Below are 18,408 nucleotides of genomic sequence, written 5' to 3'. Positions count from 1 at the left end.
GCTACTCTTTCCTTCCGGTCGGCGCACCTGTCGACATGACGCCGAACCGGATGATCCGGGGCATGCCCCCGGCGGCGCCGGAATCGTCGTCGCCGGGCTGCTGGTTCGCGGCGAGCGGCGCCGGTCCGGAATTGTCGCCGAGGGCGCGCAGCGCGAGCGACAGCGGACCGGCGGCCTGCGCCTTCACGATCATGCTGGCCTGGGCCGGCGAGAGCTGCAGCGTCGCGCTCTTGGCGAGCACGACCTTCTGGTCCTTGTCCTGCTTGTAGGTCTGGTCCATCGCAAGGACGCGGATATTGGTGAGCACGACGCGGGCGCTGAAGCGCCGCGGACTGTCGGAGATCTGCTCCGACATGATGACGTCGACCCGGTCGTTGGGCAGGATGAAGCCGCCGGCGCCGGATTCGGTGGTGATCGGGATCGACACGGCGCGCATGCCCGGCTCGAGCGTCGCGGCAAGAAAGCCGGCGGCGTCGCCATGGACGAATTTCGTGTTGGTGATCGGCTCGCCCTCGACGATCGGCGCGCGCACCACGGTGCCGGTCAGCGCAGTCTCGAGATTGGGGGTGTCGGCATGGGTGATGAAGGTGCCGTCGACGCCCGCCTTCGGCCATTTCTGCCAATGCACCACGGTCGCGTTGAGCGCCTGACCGGGCTGCAGCGGCTGCGAAGCGACGAGCACTTCGGCGACCTCCACCGACGGCGCCGGCGGCGCGATCGCCGCGGCCTTCGGCGTGCCGCCGCCCATCAGGCTGCGCATCACGAAGATCGCCGCAATCGCGGCGACCACAGCCAATCCCAGAACCAACATACGCGGCATGTTCATGAGCCACTCCTCGGCCGCGATCCGACCACAGAACCCTTTAGAATTTGCTTAACAAAATGCTGTGCAAACGAGTCATGCGGCCGAAATGCCGGCACCGCTATATCGTTGTCGCAATTTTGAAAACTTCCGTCTGCGGAAGAATGGCGAACACGCCCGCCGCGAGCGCCGCGCCGTAGGGAATGCCGCCCTTCGCATCGTGCAGGCGCGCGATCCAGGCCTGGCTTATCAGGATCCTGGGCAGCGGCAGGCGACGCATGCCGATGATGAGAAGGCTGAGTGCACCGCCCATTACGCAGGCGACCAGGGTGTAGTCGAGCAGGTTGGCGAAGCCCATCCAGAGCAGGATGCAGGCGAAAAGCTTGGCGTCGCCGCCGCCGATATAGCCGAAGGCGAACAGCGTGAAGCCGATCGCCAGCCCGACGAAGCCGGCCAGCAGGTGATAGAAGATCGCGCCGGGCGCCATGCCGGCGGCGATCACGAAGAGCGCGAAGGCGGCGATCAGCGCGAGCTGCAGGAAATTCGGAATCGTGAAGCTGGCGATATCCCAGCCCGCCGCCGAAGCGAGCAACATCGAGAAGACGACGATGAAGAGCATGCAGCTTCCGTTTGCCTGGCGTGCGAACGGCCGCTCCCGCGAGGAAGCGGCCGCACACGAAACACCCGCTTGAGGCGAATGCCTTTACTTGATCTTGTTCGACACCGTGGTGAACGTGCTCGACAGGTTGGTACCCACGACCTGCACGGCACCGATGATGACGACCGCAATGAGGGCGGCGATCAGGCCATACTCGATGGCCGTCGCGCCGGACTCGTCGCGCACGAAGCGAGCGAGAAGATTGTTCATGTAAGCCTCCACAATAATGACACCCTAGGACGTCCGGCCGGCATCATTTTGGCGAGAGACCAACCTGGACTGATGGTGATACTAAGCGGTCGAGCTTAATGCGGGCTTAAATCTGAGAGGGTTGCATGCAGCAACATGTCCCGCGACGGCACGGAAACGGCACCGTTCGACGGTCGCTAAGATTAATGTTTCCGCGTTCTTAACCAGCGGGACGAAAGCAAGCCGGCAATTCGCGTTTAACGGCGCGGCGGACGGCGCGCGCCGTGCGGCGATCAATCATTCCGTCATCGCTTTGCATTACCCATGCCGCCGGAAGGATCGGGCATGGATTTGGCCGGGACAGTGCGGATGAGACCGGGACGTGCGATCGCGCTTTGCGCCGCCGTGCTGGCCTTTGCGGTGACCGCCTTTGCGCCGCAGGTCCTGAACGACGGCGACACCTTCCTGCATATCGCGGCGGGCCGCCGCATGCTCGCAGAGCATGCGATCCTGTTCAGCGATCCGTTCTCCTACACGTTCGCCGGGCAGCGCTGGGATGCGCATGAATGGCTGGCCGAGATCACCATGGCGTCGGCCTATCGGGCTGCCGGCTGGGCCGGCCTGGTCGCCTTGTTCGCCGCGGCCGCCGGGGCGACGGCCTATGTGCTCGCCCGCGCGCTTGGACAATGGCTCGCGCCGAAGGCGCAGACGGCGATCGCCGGACTCGCGCTGGCCTGCATGACGGGCAGCCTGCTGGCGCGGCCGCATCTCTTGGCGCTGCCGCTCCTGGCTTTGTGGACGGCGGAACTGGTGCGGGCGCGGCGAGAGAGACGCGCGCCGTCCCTTGCGCTGCTGCCGGTGATGACGCTTTGGGTCAACATCCATGGGAGTTTCCTGCTCGGCTTCGCGCTCGCCGGCGGACTGGCGCTGGAGGCGCTGGCGGCGGAACGCAGCGTGCGGGCGCTGCGTCCCTGGATCGTGTTCGGGCTGGGCGCACTGGGCGCCGCGCTGATCAATCCGCATTTCATCGGCGGCGTCATCTTTCCGCTGACCCTGATGGCCACGCCGGGGCTTGCCCATGTCGGCGAGTGGCAAGCGACCGCCTTCTCGCCCTTCCAACCGATCGTGCCGGTGTCGGCGGCGGCGCTCTATGTGCTCATCACGCGGCGCGTGCGGGTCTCCTGGGTCCGCGCCGCCATGTTGCTGGCGCTGCTGTACATGGCGATCGCGCACCAGCGGCATCAGATCGTCTTCGCCGTCGCGGCGCCGCTGCTGCTGGCGGAGCCGTTGGCGGCGGCATTCGGCGTCGGGGACCGGTCACGGGCGAATTGGAGCGCGCTCGGCGCCGGCGCCATCGCCTTGCTGGCGGCGTTGTTCGCCGTGCGGCTGGCCTTGCCCTTGACGCGCGGCGACGCCGCGGTGGCGCCGATGACCGCGCTGGCCCATGTGCCGGCCGGGCTGCGGACGGCGCCGGTGCTGAACGACTACGGCTTTGGCGGCTATCTGATCTTTGCGGGCGTGCGGCCCTATATCGATTCCCGCGCCGAACTGTACGGCGAGGCGGCGATCGAGCGCTATGCCGCGCTGATCCGTCCCGATCCGCGGGCGCTGGACGAGGAACTCGTCCGTCACGGCATCCGCTGGGCGATCCTCGCTCCCGCATCGCCGATCGTCGCGGAGCTCGATGCCCGCCCCGGCTGGCACCGGCTTTATGCCGACCGTTACGCGGTCGTGCAATTTCGGGACAGTGCCGCGCGGTGAGACACCGGCGCGCTTAAGCCATCCTTTACGCCGCGCGCGCTATCTTTCCGCAAACACATAAGGGTGGGTTCGATGCGTAACGGTCTTGTCGCTGTTCTGGCCGCCGGGTTGCTGAGCACCTCCGCGCTCGGCGGCGCGGTGAGCGTGCCGATGGACGAAGTGCGGACCGTCACGTTCGGCCGCCCGGTCGCCACGGTCTATATCGGCAATTCCGTCATCGCCGACGTCAACCTGATCGACAACCGGCATGCCTTCGTGCTGGGCAAGGCTTTCGGCACCACAAACGTCATCGCGCTCGATTCCTCGGGCCGCGAGATCTCGAACACCTATGTCAGCGTGCCGGAGACGCGCGGCTCGACCGTCACGGTGTTCCACGGCGCCCAGCAGGTAACGATGTCGTGCAGCGGGCCGCGCTGCAACGCGTCGCCCATTCCCGGCGATTCCGGGTACAAGGACCGCGAAGGCGACGTCCAGGCCCACCAGGATTTCGGCACCAAGACCGCCAGCCCGTAATAGGCCGGCGGGATCGCCCGGCCGCTCTCAGTTCACGATCGGATAGATCACCTGCATGCCGAAGCTCTCCGGCATGTTGCTGTCGTCGACGCCGTAATTCTCGGGCAGCTCGCCCTTGGGCATGTAGAACGTCCCGAAGATCACGTCGAACAGCGAGAAGGTTCCGGCGAAATTCTTTCCGTCGTGCTCGCGCGTGTGGTGCCAGCGATGGAACACCGGCCCGGCGAAGATGTATTTGAACGGCCCCAGCGTCCAGTTGAGATTGGCGTGCACCCAGCCCGAGGTCAGCGTGTCGAGCGGCGCCATGATCAGGAAGATGTCGGGCGAAAAGCCGACCATCAGGGCGAGGACGTCGACGAGAACCGCGCCCAGCAGCAGGTTGACCGGGTGGAAGCGCGCCGCCGAGATCCACTCGACGTCTTCGGAGGAATGATGCACGGCATGGTATTTCCAAAGCCGGGTGGCGTGGAACATGCGGTGCGACCAATAGAGCAGGAACTCGGTCCCCAGCAGGTAGAGGACGAATTGGAGCCAGAACGGCAGGCGCGAGACCGGACCATGGCCGAACTCGAAGAAGGCGATCAGGCCCTTTTCCGTCGTGATGCCCAGGACATAGGCGGTGATCAGCACCGAAAAGCCGATCCGCGCATAGCGCGTGAACACCGGCACGATGAACCAGTAGCAGAGATCGGTGACGAGGCCGCGCTTCTTCCACCAGGGCCCACCCGGGTTGCATGGCGTGAAGACCGTAAGGCCGGCGAACACCACGCCCATCACCGCCATGTAGGGCAGGATGCGCATCAGCGTATGCGCAAAGCCGGTCACGATTTCGCCGAGAAAAGGCATTCGGGTCCTATCCGTTGTTGCGTTCGAGCCTAGCGGGCAAAAGCTTTCGCAATGCTTTCGCCGACGCTACTGCGCCACCCGCAGATTGGTGATCTGCTGGCCGATGGCGTTGAGCGTGGTGATGATGGCGCCCGAGGTCGTCAGGTCGAAATATTTGCTCGAATCCGAGGCGCAATTCTGCAGCACGCTCGAGTTGCCCTGGGTTCCGTTGAGATCCACGAACACCGCATAGATCGTGAAGCCGGCGGTCTTGGCGTTGGTGCAGGCGATCGCCATGCGGTCGTCGACGTCGGTTTCCTGGTTCGAGCCGTCGCCGTCCCAGCGGTTCTGGGTGTTGAGGCCGTCGCTGAGGATGATGATGTACTGCTTGGTGTTGGCGGGCAGGGACGGCGCGTTCAGCGGATCGCCGATGGTCAGCGCCTGCATGCCCCAGGCGAGGCCGATGGTCTGGTTGGTCGAGCCTCCCGCGGTCATGGCGGTGACCTGCGCGTTGAGCGAGGTCCAGTCGTAACTCAGCGTGCCCAGGACACTGGGCACGCAGGATTGGCTGTTCTCGGCCGGGAACTTGGTCGCCGTGGTGGTCGGCGTGGTGAAGGTCGTGTCGTAGTTCTGGGTGCGGTCCATGATGCAGCCGTGCCAAGTCGAATGATCGTTCACCACCCAGGTGTGGTTGTAGTTGCCGGTGCCGGTCTTGGCCACGGTCTGATCGACCTTGGTCGAGGTGATGGTGCGCGTCCACGAACAGGTCTTGCTGGTGCAGCTCTTGCTGCCGTCGACCGTGCCGCTCGTGGTGTTGGACGAGGTGGTGGTGGAATCGCCGGTATAGCCGTTGGTCGTTGCGCTGCTGCTCGTCGTGGTCGGGCTGGCGGTGCTGGGATAGCCCGATTTGTTGCTGCAACTGACATTGCCGCCGCTCGTATTGGACGTACAGCTCTGCTTGGTGGTCGTCACCGTGGTGACGTTGGTCGTGGTGGTCTTGGTCTGCGAGCGCACGCTGTTCCAGCAGCCATTGTAGTAATGGCCGCCCAGGCCCGTGCTGGCGTTGGCCGAGGGCGCGCTGGGGCAGATCAGGCCGCTCGACGGGATCGTATCCGCGCAGTCGTCGCCACGGCCGTTGAAGCAGTTGGCATCATTGGTGGCGCTGGGCGCGCAGTAGAAGCCATTGCTGCTCCAGCTGTAAGGACAGCTCGAGCCGGGGCCAACGGTGCCCGACGGCGTCGAGCCCGCGGGCGCCGCTTCCCAATCGGTCCAGTCGATCCAGGTCGCGCCGGCATTCGCCGTGCCGACATTCACCGTCTTGGAGAACGGGATGATCGCGGCGCGCACGTCGCCCGCCGTCGACGACGCGTTCTGCAGCATGGTGAGCAATTGATGCGTCGCGGTCTGCAGCGCCGATATCTTCGACGTTCCCGTGGAGTCGGTCTGCGTCATCGAACCGGTGTTGTCGAGAACGAGGCTGACCCAGAGCTTGTTCTGGCCCCACACCACGGTCGAGGACGACGCGACATTCACCGTGTGGATGCCCGCGACGTTGATCAGCGTGGTCGGCATCGGCACGGTGGTCGACACCGTCACCTGCTGGCCGCTTTGCACCACCGCTACGGCGGCCGGGGTCCCGTAGGACGAATCCGCCTTGTAATTGGCGTTGAAGTAGTTCTGCGCCTCGGTCTGCATCTGTGCCTGCGTGAGGCCGGTCGTGCTCGCGACCGCCAGGGCGGAGGCGTCGAGCGCCTCGCTGAGCGAGGATTTCACGATCATGGCGCGCGCGAGGTCGAGGCCCGTGCCGGCGGCGATCGTCACGGGGATGATCGAGATCGCGAAGATCATCGCCACATTGGCATCGTTGTTGCGGAGAAAGCGCCGCGCGCGGGCGCGAACGCGCTCCAAGGCAGACCCAAACTTCTCGCGCAGGGACATCGAACGGACCCGGAATGGAATGACAGGACTGCATCATCCACCAAAGGTGTGAAGAAAGCCGCGCCAAAGCCGCGGCGTGGTTAGGTCTTCGTTAGCGATACGGCGAACATTCCAGTCGAAATAAAGGAAGATTAGCGAAACATGAACGCCGCCGGCGCATCGTAACCATTCGAGGCATAGCGAGCGCATGGATTTAAGCCTTTGGTCAGCATACGGGTGGCATATCCTTCGCGTTGCGCGCCCGCCGCCGTAGAACGCGCCGGGGCAAGAGGCTTAAGTAGACAGGGCCGTGACCGGCGTGAAAGCCACATTCGGGAAGTTGCGAAGGCGCCTGGCCGGGACGGTGCGCCGCATGCGCCGCGAAGGAACACGGGCATCCGCCGCCATCGAATTCGCCATCATCGCGCCGGTGTTCTTCGTCCTGCTGATGGGCATCATCGAGAACGGCATCATCTATTTCGCGGGTTCGACGCTGCAATATGCGACCGACAACGCCGCGCGCTACGTCCGCACCGGCCAGGCGCAGACCACCAGCATGACGCAGACCCAGTTCCGCACGATGATCTGCAACGACATCTCGCCGCTGCTCGCCTGCGACTCGAACCTGCAGATCGACATGCAGGCCTATACGGGCTATTCCGGCGCGACCTTCAGTTCGCCGACGGACGCGAACGGCAACCTGAAGAGCACGCTCAACAACTACCAGCCCGGCACGCCCTGCAGCGTCGTGCTGGTCCGCGCCTTCTATACCTGGAAGGTGCTGACGCCGGTGCTGCAGCAATTCCTCGTCAATGCGAACGGCGCCTATCACCTGATCACGGCGACCGCGGCGTTCCGCAACGAGCCCTATACGAACGTGATATCGGGATGCTGACGCTCTTGCGCAGATTCGCGCGTGCGAAGGACGGACTGGCGGCGATCGAATTCGCCATGCTGGCGCCGGTCATGGCGGCGATGTTCCTCGGCAGCATCGAGCTGGCGGACGCACTCGACTGCCAGCAGAAGGTCACGGGGATGTCGGCGACCGCGGCCGACCTGATCGCGCAGGAGACCAACGTCACCAACAACGACATCACCAATGTCGAGTCGGCGGTCAACTCGATCGTCTATCCCTACCCCGCGACGGGGCTGAAGATCGTGATCTCCTGCCTGGTCGACAACGGCACGGGCGGCGGCAAGGTCACCTGGAGCGACGCGCAGAACGCCACGGCGCGCACCGTCGGTTCGAATGTCAGCGTGCCGACCGGGGTGATCACCAGCGGCGGCAGCGTGGTCCTGGTGGAGGTGACCTATCCGTACAATTCGCCGGTCACCGACTACCTGACCGGCACGACCAACATGACGTCGAATTTCTACGCGCGGCCGCGGCGGAGCACGACGATCACCCGCAGCGCAACCTGATCAGGATTTCTTTTCCCGCACGCGCATCAGGCCTTCCTGCACCACGCTGGCGACGAGCTTGCCGTCGCGCGTGAACAGCGAGCCGCGGTTGAAGCCGCGCGCGCCGGCGGCGCTGGGCGAATCCTGCGCATAGAGCAGCCAATCGTCCATCCGGAACGGATGGTGGAACCACATGGCGTGATCGAGGCTCGCCATCTGCATCGGCGAATGCCACGAACGACCATGCGGCAGAAGCGCGGTGTCGAGCAGCGACATGTCGGAGGCATAAGCCAGGACCGATTGCTGGACGATCACGTCGTCGGGCACCGGGCCGGTGGCGCGGATCCAGACATTGTCGAGAGGCGGGCGCGGCGCGCGGTTCATCCAGTCATCGAGCACGACGGGGCGCATCTCTATGGGGCGCGGCCGGCTCATCCAGGCCTTCTGCTCCTCCGGCATCTTGTCCATCCACCGCTTGCGCGCTTCGTGCTCGTCGAGGAGTTCGTCGGGGCCGGGGACCTTCGGCATGTCGAGCTGGTGTTCGAGCCCCTTCTCGGGCACCTGGAACGACGCGGACATGTTGAAGATCTGCTTGCCGTGCTGGATGGCGACGACGCGGCGCGAGGTGAAGCTTGCCCCGTCGCGGGCGCGATCGACTTCATAGAGGATCGGGACCTTGGGATCGCCGGCGCGCAGGAAGTAGGCGTGGAAGGAATGGCAGACCCGGCCTTCCACGGTGCGGCTGGCCGCGACCAGGGCCTGGCCCAGCACCTGGCCGCCGAAGACGCGCTGCATCCGGTCCTCCGGGCTTTGGCCGCGGAAGATGTTCTCCTCGATCTTTTCGAGGTCGAGCAGGTCGAGGACGTCCTCGATGGGTGTCTTGCCGGATGCTGTCTTGGTCATGCGCCGTCCTTAAGCGGGCTCCTTCGCGGGTGCAAGATCGCCGGCAGGAGGAGCGGACGCGGGAAATTCTTTGCCAGCATCCGTCATTCCGTCATAAAACTTTGCCATTCCCTACATGCACGGCGAAAAAGAAGGTTTTTCAAAGGACTGTCATGGCCAATCAGCTCCTCGACAAGGCGGCGCATCAAAAGCCTGCCAACACGAAGCGGGGCGCGTTGGAGCGCCTTTTTACCCTTATGTTCCAAGGGTTTGTCTATAACCAGATCTGGGAAGACCCGGTCGTGGATCTGGCCGCGCTGGCCTTGGCGCCGCAGCACCGGCTGATCACCATCGCGTCGGGCGGCTGCAACGTCCTCAACTATCTCGCGGCCGATCCGGCGAAAATCGTGGCGGTGGATCTCAATCCCAACCACATCGCCCTGACCAAGCTGAAGCTGTCGGCGCTCGAGCATCTGCCGAACTATGAGACCTTCTTCCGCTTCTTCGGCCACGCCAACGACAAGGCGAATCGCGGCGCCTATGACAGGTACCTGCGCAAGCATCTCGACGAGGAGACGCGCGAGTACTGGGAAGAGCGACGGCCGCTGCGCGGCAAGCGCATCAACATGTTCGGCAAGAACCTCTATCGCTACGGTCTTCTCGGCCGCTTCATCGGCATCCTGCATACCGTCGCCAAGCTGCACGGCAAGAAGCTCGAGCCGATCCTTTCGGCCCGCACCCCGGAAGAGCAGCGCCGCCTGTTCGAGCGCGACATCGCACCGCTGTTCGAGTTCAAGTCGATCAAACTGCTCTCGAAGAGCCCGGTCTCGCTCTATGCGCTCGGCATCCCGCCGGCGCAGTACGACGAACTGGTCGCCGCCGGCGACCCGGTCGCGGTGCTGCGCGAGCGCGTCGAGCGGCTGGCCTGCGACTTCCCGATCAACGAGAACTATTTCGCCTGGCAGGCCTTCGGGCGCGGCTACGACGTCGAGCACAAGGAAGCCGTGCCGGACTATCTGCGGCAGGACGTCTACGACGTCATCCGCAAGCGGACCGGCAAGGTCGAGGTGCATCACGCCTCGCTGACCGATTTCCTCGAAGCCCAGGCGCCGCAATCGCTGCATCGCTATGTGCTGCTCGACGCACAGGACTGGATGAACAACGACCAGATCACGGCGTTGTGGCGCGAGATCGACCGTACGGCCGACGCCCGCGACGCACGGGTGATCTTCCGGACCGCAGGCCCCGACTCGCCGCTGCCGCGCAAGCTGCCGCCCGAAGTGCTGGCGCCCTGGACCTATCTCGAGCAGGAAAGCCGTGCCTGGCACGGCAAGGACCGCTCCTCGATCTATGGCGGTTTCCACGTCTATGCCCGCCGTCCGCTGTCGTGAGCGCCGCCGATCACGCCGCGTTGATGGACAAGGTCTATCGGCGGCAGCGCTATATCTATGATTTGACACGGAAATATTATCTTTTTGGCCGCGACAGGCTAATCCGGGATTTGCGCCTGAAGCCGGGTGCGCGGGTGATCGAGATCGGCTGCGGCACCTCACGCAACCTGGTCAAGATCGGACAGGCCTATCCCGATGCCAGGCTGTTCGGCCTCGATGCCTCCCAGGAAATGCTGATCAGCTCGCATGCCTCGGTCGCGCGGGCCGGGATGGCGGATCGCGTCAAGCTGGTGCAGGCCTATGCCGAGGATCTCAGCCCGTCCCTGTTCGGCGAGAGCGACCCGTTCGATGCCGCCGTGTTCTCCTATTCGCTGTCGATGATCCCGGACTGGAAGAAGGCCTTGCATGCGGCACAGGGCGCGCTGGCGCCCGGGGGAACGGTCCATGTCGTAGATTTCGGCGACCTGAAGGGCCTGGGCCCCGTCGCCGAACATGTGCTGCGGGCATGGCTGTCGCTCTTCCACGTCGCGCCGCGCGAGGAATTGCTGCGCACGATCGAGGCGGGTGACGGGCATAAACATTGGGGCGCGCTGACGCTTTTGCCCGCGCGCTATGCGTTTGTCTGGACTGCGCGGCGCGAGGCGGCGTTCTGGAGCGGGGCCTTCCTCTGACAAAGCCCTGGCGGCGAAGCGCGTCGTCGTGAATCGGGCCGAGGAGCATCGATCAACTGCGCCCGAAGGGTCAAGGGCAGGCGGACGACCGGCGCGGTGAGACAAAGCCGCGCAACGGCGCCCGGCCGCCGGGTAGAAGCGCCTGCAATGGGATTAATTGTGCGCGCCGTTCATGCCGCGCGTCGCGCTTATGTCGCACAATGCTTTGAAATGCCGTCCAAAAACCGCCGGGCTGTTGCAGTGCAGTCACAGGGCATGTGTAAATCGGCGTGGCGGTAGCCAAAAGCTATGAATCCCAAAACGGGCAGGGGAGACATCTGCATTCGGCGCCGTTATAAGACCACTGTCGTCCGAACGTTTAGGTGGGGGGGTCCCTGCCCGTCGGTATTTGAAGCGAGGATAGAAATGAAACTTCGTTCGATCGCCTTGACGGGCGTCGCACTGGCGGCGCTCAGCGCCTCCCCTGCACTGGCCAATGATACCCAGGGCTGGTATCTCGGCCTCGGTGTCGGTTACGACCATATGGAGCCGATCTCCGCTGTCACCGCGCCGCCGGGCTCCGTTCATGCCGATCTCGGCCAGGCCGATACGGCTTTGGTGACCGGCTCGTTCGGTTACAAGTGGGCCAGCAATCTGCGCCTGGAATTCGAAGTCGGTTACGACTCGCACGACCAGCATAAGGACAATCCTCCCTTCGTTGGTACGCTCAGCGGCCAGAACGCGCTCAAATCCGCGCTGGTCAACTTCATCTATGACTGGAATCTCGGCGATCGCTGGAGCCTGTCGTTCGGCGGCGGCATCGGCGCCGGCGCGCTCGACCTGTCGGTCAAGGACTCGCTCTTCGGGCCCCTCAAGGTCCTCCGCGGCCAGCACACCGAGTTCATGTGGCAGGGCATCCTCGGCCTGAACTATGAGATCGACCCGACGGTCGAGCTGTTCGCCGACTACCGCTATCGTTCGGCGGAAGTCGACCACAACTACGTGTCGGACTTCGCGGCGATCGAGCCGATCCACATCTCGCAGGCGCAAGAGCATGTCGCGATGATCGGCATCCGCTGGTACATGGAGGAAGCTGCTCCGCCGCCGCCTCCCCCGCCGCCGCCGCCCCCGCCGCCTCCCCCGCCGCCGCCGCCCCCGCCGGTGAAGACGTTCATCGTCTTCTTCGACTTCGACAAGTCGAACCTGACCGACAAGGCGCAGGAAGTGGTTGCCGAAGCGGTTCGCACCGCCAAGGCGAACGGCTTCGTGAAGGTGCTGGTCACCGGCCATACCGACACGGTCGGCTCGGACAGCTACAACCAGGCGCTGTCGATCCGTCGCGCCCAGTCGGTCAAGGACGAGATGGTCCGCGAAGGTCTGGACGGCGGTGGCATCGACATCGTCGGCAAGTCGTTCCACGACCCGCTGGTCCCGACCGGTCCGGGCGTCCGCGAGCCGCAGAACCGCCGCGCGGTCATCGACCTCGGCGGCTAAGCAGCACCTCGCTTCAAGCATACGGAAAGGGCGGGCCTCACGGTCCGCCCTTTTTGTTTGGAGCCGGCTTTGTCTCGAATGGATTCACGAAACCCGTCATCGCCCGGCTTGTCCGGGCGATCGGTTGCGCCAAGACAAACTGGGGTCGCCCGCATGAGGCGGGCGACACGGGTTGGGGGCGAGGTTTCTCAAACCGAAACCGCTCTCGGGTCTGTCCTCAATTGGAGCCTTGCTCCCCTACCGTCATGGGCGCCCTTGAGGCGTCCATCCATCGCGCCCGCGTCTGCCGGCGCACAAGAGTCTTTTCGGCACGTAGACCCGCGCCGGATGGATGGGCGGTTAAACCCGCCCATGACGACCTTTCTTGCAATGCAATTGTCCAGACCCTAGGGCCGGCGCAGATCGGCGTCGTGTGGCGTTCCGTCAATCCGACGGAGGCGCGAACCGCATTGGAGCCGTCCGGATACAAACCGCCATGCCTGCCGGAGCGCGGCGTGCGCAGCGCTCCGGCAGGGTGGTGGCCGCCTTCAAGGCTGGTATTTCAGCGTGATCACGCCGATGCCGGCGGCGATGTTGAGGCCGGTGTTGCCCTGGACGCTGACCGGCTGCAGCGCGATCGACTTGTCGAGGCCGCCGATCAGGACATTGGCCCCGAGGCCCACGACCACCGTCGCGCCCGCCGTGGCGCCGGCGTAGTCCCCTTCCAGCGAGCCGGCCCGGACGTCGGAGGTCGGCGCGACCACGCCCCATACCAGCACGGCCGAATCGGCGTATCCGATATCGACTCCGTACTTGGAGAAGGTGCCCGTGTAGTGCTCGCCGCTGCCGCTATTGGGCGCATAGGTGCATTTGAGCTCCTTGGAGGAGCCGAAGATCAATCCGAACCCGCTGGAGACATTGCAGGTCAGGCTGCCGACCTTGATGCCGGCGGGAGCCGGCGGCGCGACCGCGGCGACGACCTCCGGCGGATCGTCGGGCTGCGGCGGCCGCGGCTTCGGCATGACCACGGGCGCGGCCTGCACGCCCTTGAAGTTGACGTCGACCTTGACCGAGCAGCTGTTCACCGGAGTCTCGGACTCCGCCACCGGCACGCCGGAGACGAAATCCTTCAGGCTCGGCTTCTCCGTACCATTGGCCGCGGCCAGGACGAGATCGGCCGACTGGCAGAAGGCCCGCGCGTCCTTGACCCGGCGGAGCTCGGCCTTGGACGCCATGTCGGTCTTGAACAGATTGTACGCCGCATCGCCCTTGGTGCCGCCATAGACGCGCTTGAACATCGTGAGCAGGGCCCTGTCGCTGCCGCGCAGTTCCGCGGCAAAGGCGGTGCGATAGGCATTGAAGCCGTTGCGGGTCGCGTCGCCGCAGGTCAGCGCCGCATCGACCAGCTGCTGATCGATCACGGTGGTCTGGATGGCCGCAACCTCGGCGGGCTGGGCGCATTTCAGCACCGGACGGCGGGCGGCCTCAGCCTGCCCGGCCAGAAGGACGGCGATGGCGGATACGCAAACGCCCGCCTTCCATGCGTTTCCCATGTTTTTCGTGCTCATTGTCTGGCTGCGGCGGGCACCATAGCATCGGGTTTTCGGCACCGCTAATGCGTCTTGCACGCCATAGTTAAGGTTCCGATGGCCAAGCCGCGACGCGGAAACGCATTGCGATCTCTATGCGCGAGCCGAGAAGCCTGTCGACCTGGAATACCGCTTCCATCTCCGGCGCTTCAGCCGCATGAAGACGGTGGAGCGCATCATCGGCAACAAGATGGACACGGGCGGCAGGTCGGACATGAGCGACCCGAAGAAGGCACCGGATCTGAGCTTCTGTTCCGAGCTATAGGCGGTCCGCAGCGAGATATGAGGCGGTTAACCATGCTGCGTCGGAGGATTGTCACAATTCGGTACAGGTCCTAGGGTTTCGCCGGGGCTTACATAACGGTGGGAGAAACCTCATGAAGACCAAAACATTTGCTGCCATTGCCTTCGCGACAGCCTTGAGCGCGTGCACCACGCATCATCCGCCGCCGCCGCCACCCCCTCCTCCGCCTCCACCGCCGGTCGTGCATTATCAGTCGGTCACGGTGTTCTTCGATTATCAGAAGGCCAATCTCACCAGCGCGGCCGCCGACCAGGTGGCGAACTTCGTCTCGCAAGGTCATCACGTGCCGCATCATGCGGTGGTGACGGGCTATTGCGACACCGCCGAGCATCACTGCAAGGAGCTGTCGCTGCGGCGCGCCGAGGCGGTGAAGGATGAGCTCGTCCGCCGCGGCCTGGATCCGGCCACCGTCGAGACAGCGGGTTCGGACGATCTTCTGGTGAAGACGCCGGACCATGTCCGCGAACCGCAGAACCGTCGCGCCGTCATCGATCCGCGCTAAGGAAGGACATGGGGGCCCTTTCGCATCTTCGGGTCCTCGACCTTTCACGCGTATTGGCGGCACCTTGGGCGACCCAGATCCTCGGGGATCTGGGCGCCGAGGTCATCAAGATCGAGAAGCCGGGCGAAGGCGACGAGACCCGGCGTTTCGGACCGCCCTTCCTGACCAATCCCGACGGATCGCGGGGCGACGCGACCTATTTCCTGACCGCCAACCGCAACAAGAAGTCGGTCACGGTCGACATCGCCAAGCCGGACGGCCAGGCCCTGATCCGGCGGCTGGCGCGGCGGGCCCATATCGTCGTCGAGAACTTCAAGACCGGCGCGCTGGCGCGGTATGGGCTCGACTACGAGAGCCTGAAGGCCGAGAATCCCGCGCTGATCTATTGCTCGCTGACCGGCTTCGGGCATGACGGGCCCTACAAGGACAAGGCCGGCTACGACTATGTCATCCAGGGCATGGGCGGGCTGATGAGCATCACCGGGCAGAAGGACGGCGAGCCCGGCGCCGAGCCGATGAAGGTCGGCGTCGCGGTCAGCGACCTGGTCACCGGGCTCTATTCCGCCATCGCGATCCTGGCGGCGGTGATCCACCAGGCGCGGACCGGCGAAGGCCAGTCGATCGACATGGCGCTGTTCGATTCCCAGGCGGCGGCGCTCGCCAACCAGGCGACCAATTATCTCTCCGGCGGCATGGTTCCCGAGCGCCTCGGCAATGCCCATCCCAATATCGTGCCGTACCAAGTGTTCGCGACGGCCAACGGGCACCTGATCCTCGCAACCTCGAACGACCAGCAGTTCCGCCGCTTCGCCGCCGCGGCGGGAATCGGCGACGTCGCGCGCGACCCGCGCTATGCGGCCAATGCCGAACGCGTCGCGAACCGGGAGGCGTTGATCGATCTGCTGAAGCCCGTCTTCGCGACGCGCACCACCGCGCAATGGATCGCGGACCTCGAAACGGCGAACGTGCCTTGCGGCCCGATCCATCGCGTCGACCAGGTGTTCGCCGATCCGCAAGCCGTTGCGCGGCAATTGATCGTCACCATGCGCCACGCCACCGGTCCGATGCCGCTTGTCGCCAGCCCGCTGCGACTGTCGGCCACTCCGCCCGAATATCGCAATGCGCCGCCGCTCCTGGGCGAGCACACGGACGAGATCTTGAGCGGCGTGCTGGGCCTGTCGCCAGCCGATATCGAAAAATTGCGCGGCGAGCATATCATTTGAGCCGCCACCCACTTGACAAATCGCAACCAAGCATTCGACCCGCGCGTTAATGGTCGACACGACGAAGCGCTACAGGGCGACGTGCGATGCGGTTTGTTTCGATCCTATTGCCGGGCCTGATCGCAGCCTGCACGGCGGCGGGGCCGGCAGCGGCGATGCATCTGATCATGCCGGACGACAGGCCGCAGCGTTACGACGGCTATGAATCCCCAATGATCGCGCAGCCCTGGGTCAACCGGCAGAACAACCTCGCACCGACCGAGCGGCCGATCGGCGAAATCATCGCCACCCGGCTGGGCCTGGTGAACGGCAGCGCCGAGCTGTTCCGCTTCCGCGTGGAAGGCGCGCCCTCCAACAAGACCATGCTGGACGGCATGGTCGATGGCGGCGGCATAAAGCTCAAGCTGAGCTGGTAGCTTTCCTCGCCCGGCCGATTGGCGTATGGGGACGCCGGTTTTGCGGCGGAAATCCCTGATGTCTTACAAAGTGGCTGTGGTCGGTGCGACGGGCAATGTCGGTCGCGAGATGCTCAATGTCCTCGACGAGCGCGTCTTTCCGGCGAGCGACGTCGTGGCGCTGGCCTCGACCAGCTCGGTCGGCACCGAAGTGTCGTTCGGCGACCGGACGCTGAAGGTCAAGGCGCTCGACTATTACGACTTCAAGGGCACCGACATCGTCCTGATGAGCGCGGGCAGCGCGGTCTCGAAGACCTGGGCGCCGAAGATCGCGGCCCAGGGCGCCATCGTGATCGACAATTCGAGCGCCTGGCGGATGGACCGCGACGTGCCGCTGGTGGTGCCCGAGGTGAACGCCGACGCGCTGAGCGGGATCAAGAAGGGCATCGTCGCCAACCCGAACTGTTCGACCATCCAGCTCGTGGTCGTGCTCAAGCCCCTGCACGACGCGGCGAAGATCAAGCGCGTCGTTGTCTCGACCTATCAATCCGTCTCCGGCGCCGGCAAGGACGCGATGGACGAGCTGTTCCGCCAGACCCGTGCGGTGTTCGTCGCCGATCCGGTCGAGGTCGAGCACTTCACCAAGCAGATCGCCTATAACGTCATCCCGCATATCGACGACTTCCTGGATTCCGGCCTGACCAAGGAAGAGTGGAAGATGATGGTCGAGACCCAGAAGATCCTCGATCCCGACATCCAGCTCACCGCGACCTGCGTCCGCGTGCCGGTGTTCATCGGCCATTCCGAAGCCGTCACCATCGAGTTCGAGACGGCGATCACCGCCGACAAGGCGCGCCAGATCCTGCGTGCCGCGCCGGGCATCCTGGTCGTCGACAAGCGCGAGGACGGCGGCTATGTCACGCCGATCGAGACCGCCGGCGAGGACGCGACCTATGTCAGCCGCATCCGCAAGGACCCGACCGTCGAGCACGGCCTGTCGCTGTGGATCGTGGCGGACAACCTGCGCAAGGGCGCGGCGCTCAACGCGGTGCAGATCGCCGAGAGCCTGATCAACCGCAAGCTGCTGAGGGCCGCGTGATGCCGAAGGGGTACTGGATCGCCCGCGTCGATGTGACGGATCCGGACGCCTACAAGAAATATGTCGACGGCACCGCAGAGGCCTTCGCAAAATACGGTGCGAAATTCCTCGCCCGCGGCGGGCGCGTCCAGGTGCTGGAGGGCAAGGCGCGGGCCCGCAACGTGGTGACGGAATTCGAGAGCCTCGAGCAGGCCGTGGCCTGCTACAACTCGGTGGAATACCAGCGCGCCAAGGCTTTCCGCGATGGCGCCGCCGAGGCCGAGATCATCGTCGTGGAAGGCGTCGCGTGACGCCGGCCGATTTCGCCGCGCTGGTCGCGCGCTTCGCCGCGGCCGCGACGGCCGGCGACGGCAAGGCGCTAGCGGCCTGCTTCACCCCCGACGGCGTCTATTACGACTATATCTACGGCCCGCATGCCGGGCGCGACAGCATCGCCGACATGCTGGAGACCCTCTTCCACCGCGACGCCGCCGAATATGACTGGACGTTCTACGAACCGGTGGTGAGCGGCGAACTCGGCTATGCCCATTCGCTCTCGACCTTCATCTCCAAAGTGCCGGACTATCTGGGGCGCGAGGTGGCGATCGACGGGATCAGCCGCTTCGTCCTGAAGGATGGGCTGATCGCGGAATATCATGAGAGCGTGAACGGCGGCGTGGCGCACGCCCAGCTCGGGATCGCGCCCGAGCGCATGGCCAAGGTGATGGCGCGCTGGGCCAAGCGATTCCGCGACCGCCCGGACGTGCAATCTTACGTCGCAGCGGTTCGGGCCCGCCACGCCAAGGGCTGACTTTGGCGCCGGGCGCTCCGGCGCTACTGTCCGCCCAGCCAACA

At 64.9% G+C, this 18,408-nt stretch carries 20 protein-coding genes; 13 read left to right on the top strand and 7 right to left on the bottom strand.

The features are described from left to right. Nucleotide 1: 1 nt before the first annotated feature. From cpaB to WDM91_17045, 3 genes are all read right to left on the bottom strand, one after another. Nucleotides 2–826 carry a Flp pilus assembly protein CpaB gene (gene cpaB / locus WDM91_17055; protein MEI9996309.1) on the bottom strand — a complete coding sequence of 275 codons (825 nt, stop codon included), beginning with the start codon at nt 824–826 and terminating at the stop codon, nt 2–4. Nucleotides 827–923: 97 nt separating this feature from the next. Beyond that, entirely contained in the window at nt 924–1,421 is a 498-nt protein-coding gene (locus WDM91_17050; GenBank protein MEI9996308.1) for a prepilin peptidase, read from the bottom strand. Nucleotides 1,422–1,505: 84 nt separating this feature from the next. Next, complete coding sequence (locus tag WDM91_17045) at nt 1,506–1,670, bottom strand: Flp family type IVb pilin (protein ID MEI9996307.1); 165 nt, start codon at nt 1,668–1,670, stop codon at nt 1,506–1,508. A gap of 348 nt (nt 1,671–2,018) precedes the next feature. Here WDM91_17045 and WDM91_17040 point away from each other — a divergent pair, with 348 nt between their 5' ends. Then, nucleotides 2,019–3,410, top strand: coding sequence for a hypothetical protein (locus WDM91_17040; GenBank protein MEI9996306.1), 1,392 nt, complete (start codon nt 2,019–2,021; stop codon nt 3,408–3,410). Between the two features lie 72 nt (nt 3,411–3,482). Beyond that, nucleotides 3,483–3,923 (top strand): pilus assembly protein N-terminal domain-containing protein, encoded by a 441-nt coding sequence (locus tag WDM91_17035; GenBank protein MEI9996305.1) that lies wholly within the window; start codon nt 3,483–3,485, stop codon nt 3,921–3,923. A gap of 27 nt (nt 3,924–3,950) precedes the next feature. Here the strand turns inward: WDM91_17035 and WDM91_17030 are convergent, their stop codons facing one another. Both WDM91_17030 and WDM91_17025 read right to left on the bottom strand, forming a co-directional pair. After that, nucleotides 3,951–4,769, bottom strand: a complete 819-nt coding sequence (locus tag WDM91_17030; GenBank protein ID MEI9996304.1) for a sterol desaturase family protein — start codon at nt 4,767–4,769, stop codon at nt 3,951–3,953. A gap of 66 nt (nt 4,770–4,835) precedes the next feature. After that, nucleotides 4,836–6,656 carry a TadE/TadG family type IV pilus assembly protein gene (locus WDM91_17025; GenBank protein ID MEI9996303.1) on the bottom strand — a complete coding sequence of 607 codons (1,821 nt, stop codon included), beginning with the start codon at nt 6,654–6,656 and terminating at the stop codon, nt 4,836–4,838. Between the two features lie 382 nt (nt 6,657–7,038). Here WDM91_17025 and WDM91_17020 point away from each other — a divergent pair, with 382 nt between their 5' ends. Continuing rightward, nucleotides 7,039–7,560: a TadE/TadG family type IV pilus assembly protein gene (locus WDM91_17020; GenBank protein ID MEI9996302.1), complete on the top strand. Its 522-nt coding sequence runs from the start codon at nt 7,039–7,041 to the stop codon at nt 7,558–7,560. Beyond that, nucleotides 7,554–8,087 (top strand): TadE/TadG family type IV pilus assembly protein, encoded by a 534-nt coding sequence (locus WDM91_17015; GenBank protein MEI9996301.1) that lies wholly within the window; start codon nt 7,554–7,556, stop codon nt 8,085–8,087. The genes WDM91_17020 and WDM91_17015 overlap by 7 nt, the downstream gene beginning before the upstream one ends. Here WDM91_17015 and tesB read toward each other — a convergent pair whose 3' ends face one another. After that, nucleotides 8,088–8,969, bottom strand: coding sequence for an acyl-CoA thioesterase II (gene tesB, locus WDM91_17010; GenBank protein ID MEI9996300.1), 882 nt, complete (start codon nt 8,967–8,969; stop codon nt 8,088–8,090). 152 nt (nt 8,970–9,121) lie between these two features. Here tesB and WDM91_17005 point away from each other — a divergent pair, with 152 nt between their 5' ends. The 3 genes from WDM91_17005 to WDM91_16995 all read left to right on the top strand — a co-directional run bounded on the left by WDM91_17005 (nt 9,122) and on the right by WDM91_16995 (nt 12,483). Next, complete coding sequence (locus WDM91_17005; GenBank protein ID MEI9996299.1) at nt 9,122–10,339, top strand: DUF3419 family protein; 1,218 nt, start codon at nt 9,122–9,124, stop codon at nt 10,337–10,339. Further along, the gene (locus tag WDM91_17000) at nt 10,336–11,010 is read left to right on the top strand and encodes a class I SAM-dependent methyltransferase (GenBank protein ID MEI9996298.1); all 675 of its coding nucleotides are present in this window, start codon (nt 10,336–10,338) and stop codon (nt 11,008–11,010) included. The genes WDM91_17005 and WDM91_17000 overlap by 4 nt, the downstream gene beginning before the upstream one ends. Before the next feature lie 405 nt (nt 11,011–11,415). Then, nucleotides 11,416–12,483: an OmpA family protein gene (locus tag WDM91_16995; GenBank protein MEI9996297.1), complete on the top strand. Its 1,068-nt coding sequence runs from the start codon at nt 11,416–11,418 to the stop codon at nt 12,481–12,483. Nucleotides 12,484–13,010: 527 nt separating this feature from the next. On the opposite strand, the gene WDM91_16990 is transcribed toward WDM91_16995, so the two are convergent. Then, complete coding sequence (locus WDM91_16990; GenBank protein MEI9996296.1) at nt 13,011–14,015, bottom strand: DUF992 domain-containing protein; 1,005 nt, start codon at nt 14,013–14,015, stop codon at nt 13,011–13,013. 413 nt (nt 14,016–14,428) lie between these two features. Here WDM91_16990 and WDM91_16985 point away from each other — a divergent pair, with 413 nt between their 5' ends. From WDM91_16985 to WDM91_16960, 6 genes are all read left to right on the top strand, one after another. Beyond that, complete coding sequence (locus tag WDM91_16985; GenBank protein MEI9996295.1) at nt 14,429–14,857, top strand: OmpA family protein; 429 nt, start codon at nt 14,429–14,431, stop codon at nt 14,855–14,857. 8 nt (nt 14,858–14,865) lie between these two features. After that, a complete protein-coding gene (locus WDM91_16980; protein MEI9996294.1) occupies nt 14,866–16,080 on the top strand; it encodes a CaiB/BaiF CoA-transferase family protein in 1,215 nt (404 codons plus the stop codon). A gap of 86 nt (nt 16,081–16,166) precedes the next feature. Beyond that, entirely contained in the window at nt 16,167–16,496 is a 330-nt protein-coding gene (locus WDM91_16975) for a hypothetical protein (GenBank protein ID MEI9996293.1), read from the top strand. A gap of 58 nt (nt 16,497–16,554) precedes the next feature. Next, on the top strand, nt 16,555–17,574 hold the full coding sequence (locus tag WDM91_16970) for an aspartate-semialdehyde dehydrogenase (GenBank protein MEI9996292.1): 1,020 nt from the start codon (nt 16,555–16,557) through the stop codon (nt 17,572–17,574). Next, nucleotides 17,574–17,864 carry a DUF1330 domain-containing protein gene (locus WDM91_16965; protein ID MEI9996291.1) on the top strand — a complete coding sequence of 97 codons (291 nt, stop codon included), beginning with the start codon at nt 17,574–17,576 and terminating at the stop codon, nt 17,862–17,864. The genes WDM91_16970 and WDM91_16965 overlap by 1 nt, the downstream gene beginning before the upstream one ends. Beyond that, nucleotides 17,861–18,364, top strand: a complete 504-nt coding sequence (locus WDM91_16960; GenBank protein MEI9996290.1) for a nuclear transport factor 2 family protein — start codon at nt 17,861–17,863, stop codon at nt 18,362–18,364. Before WDM91_16965 ends, WDM91_16960 begins: the two co-directional genes overlap by 4 nt. The last annotated feature ends 44 nt before the right edge of the window (nt 18,365–18,408 follow it).

The organism is Rhizomicrobium sp. (assembly GCA_037200385.1).
Lineage (GTDB): Bacteria > Pseudomonadota > Alphaproteobacteria > Micropepsales > Micropepsaceae > Rhizomicrobium.
Note: the sequence above shows the minus strand (reverse complement) of the source record. Positions and strands in the feature narration are given on the sequence as shown.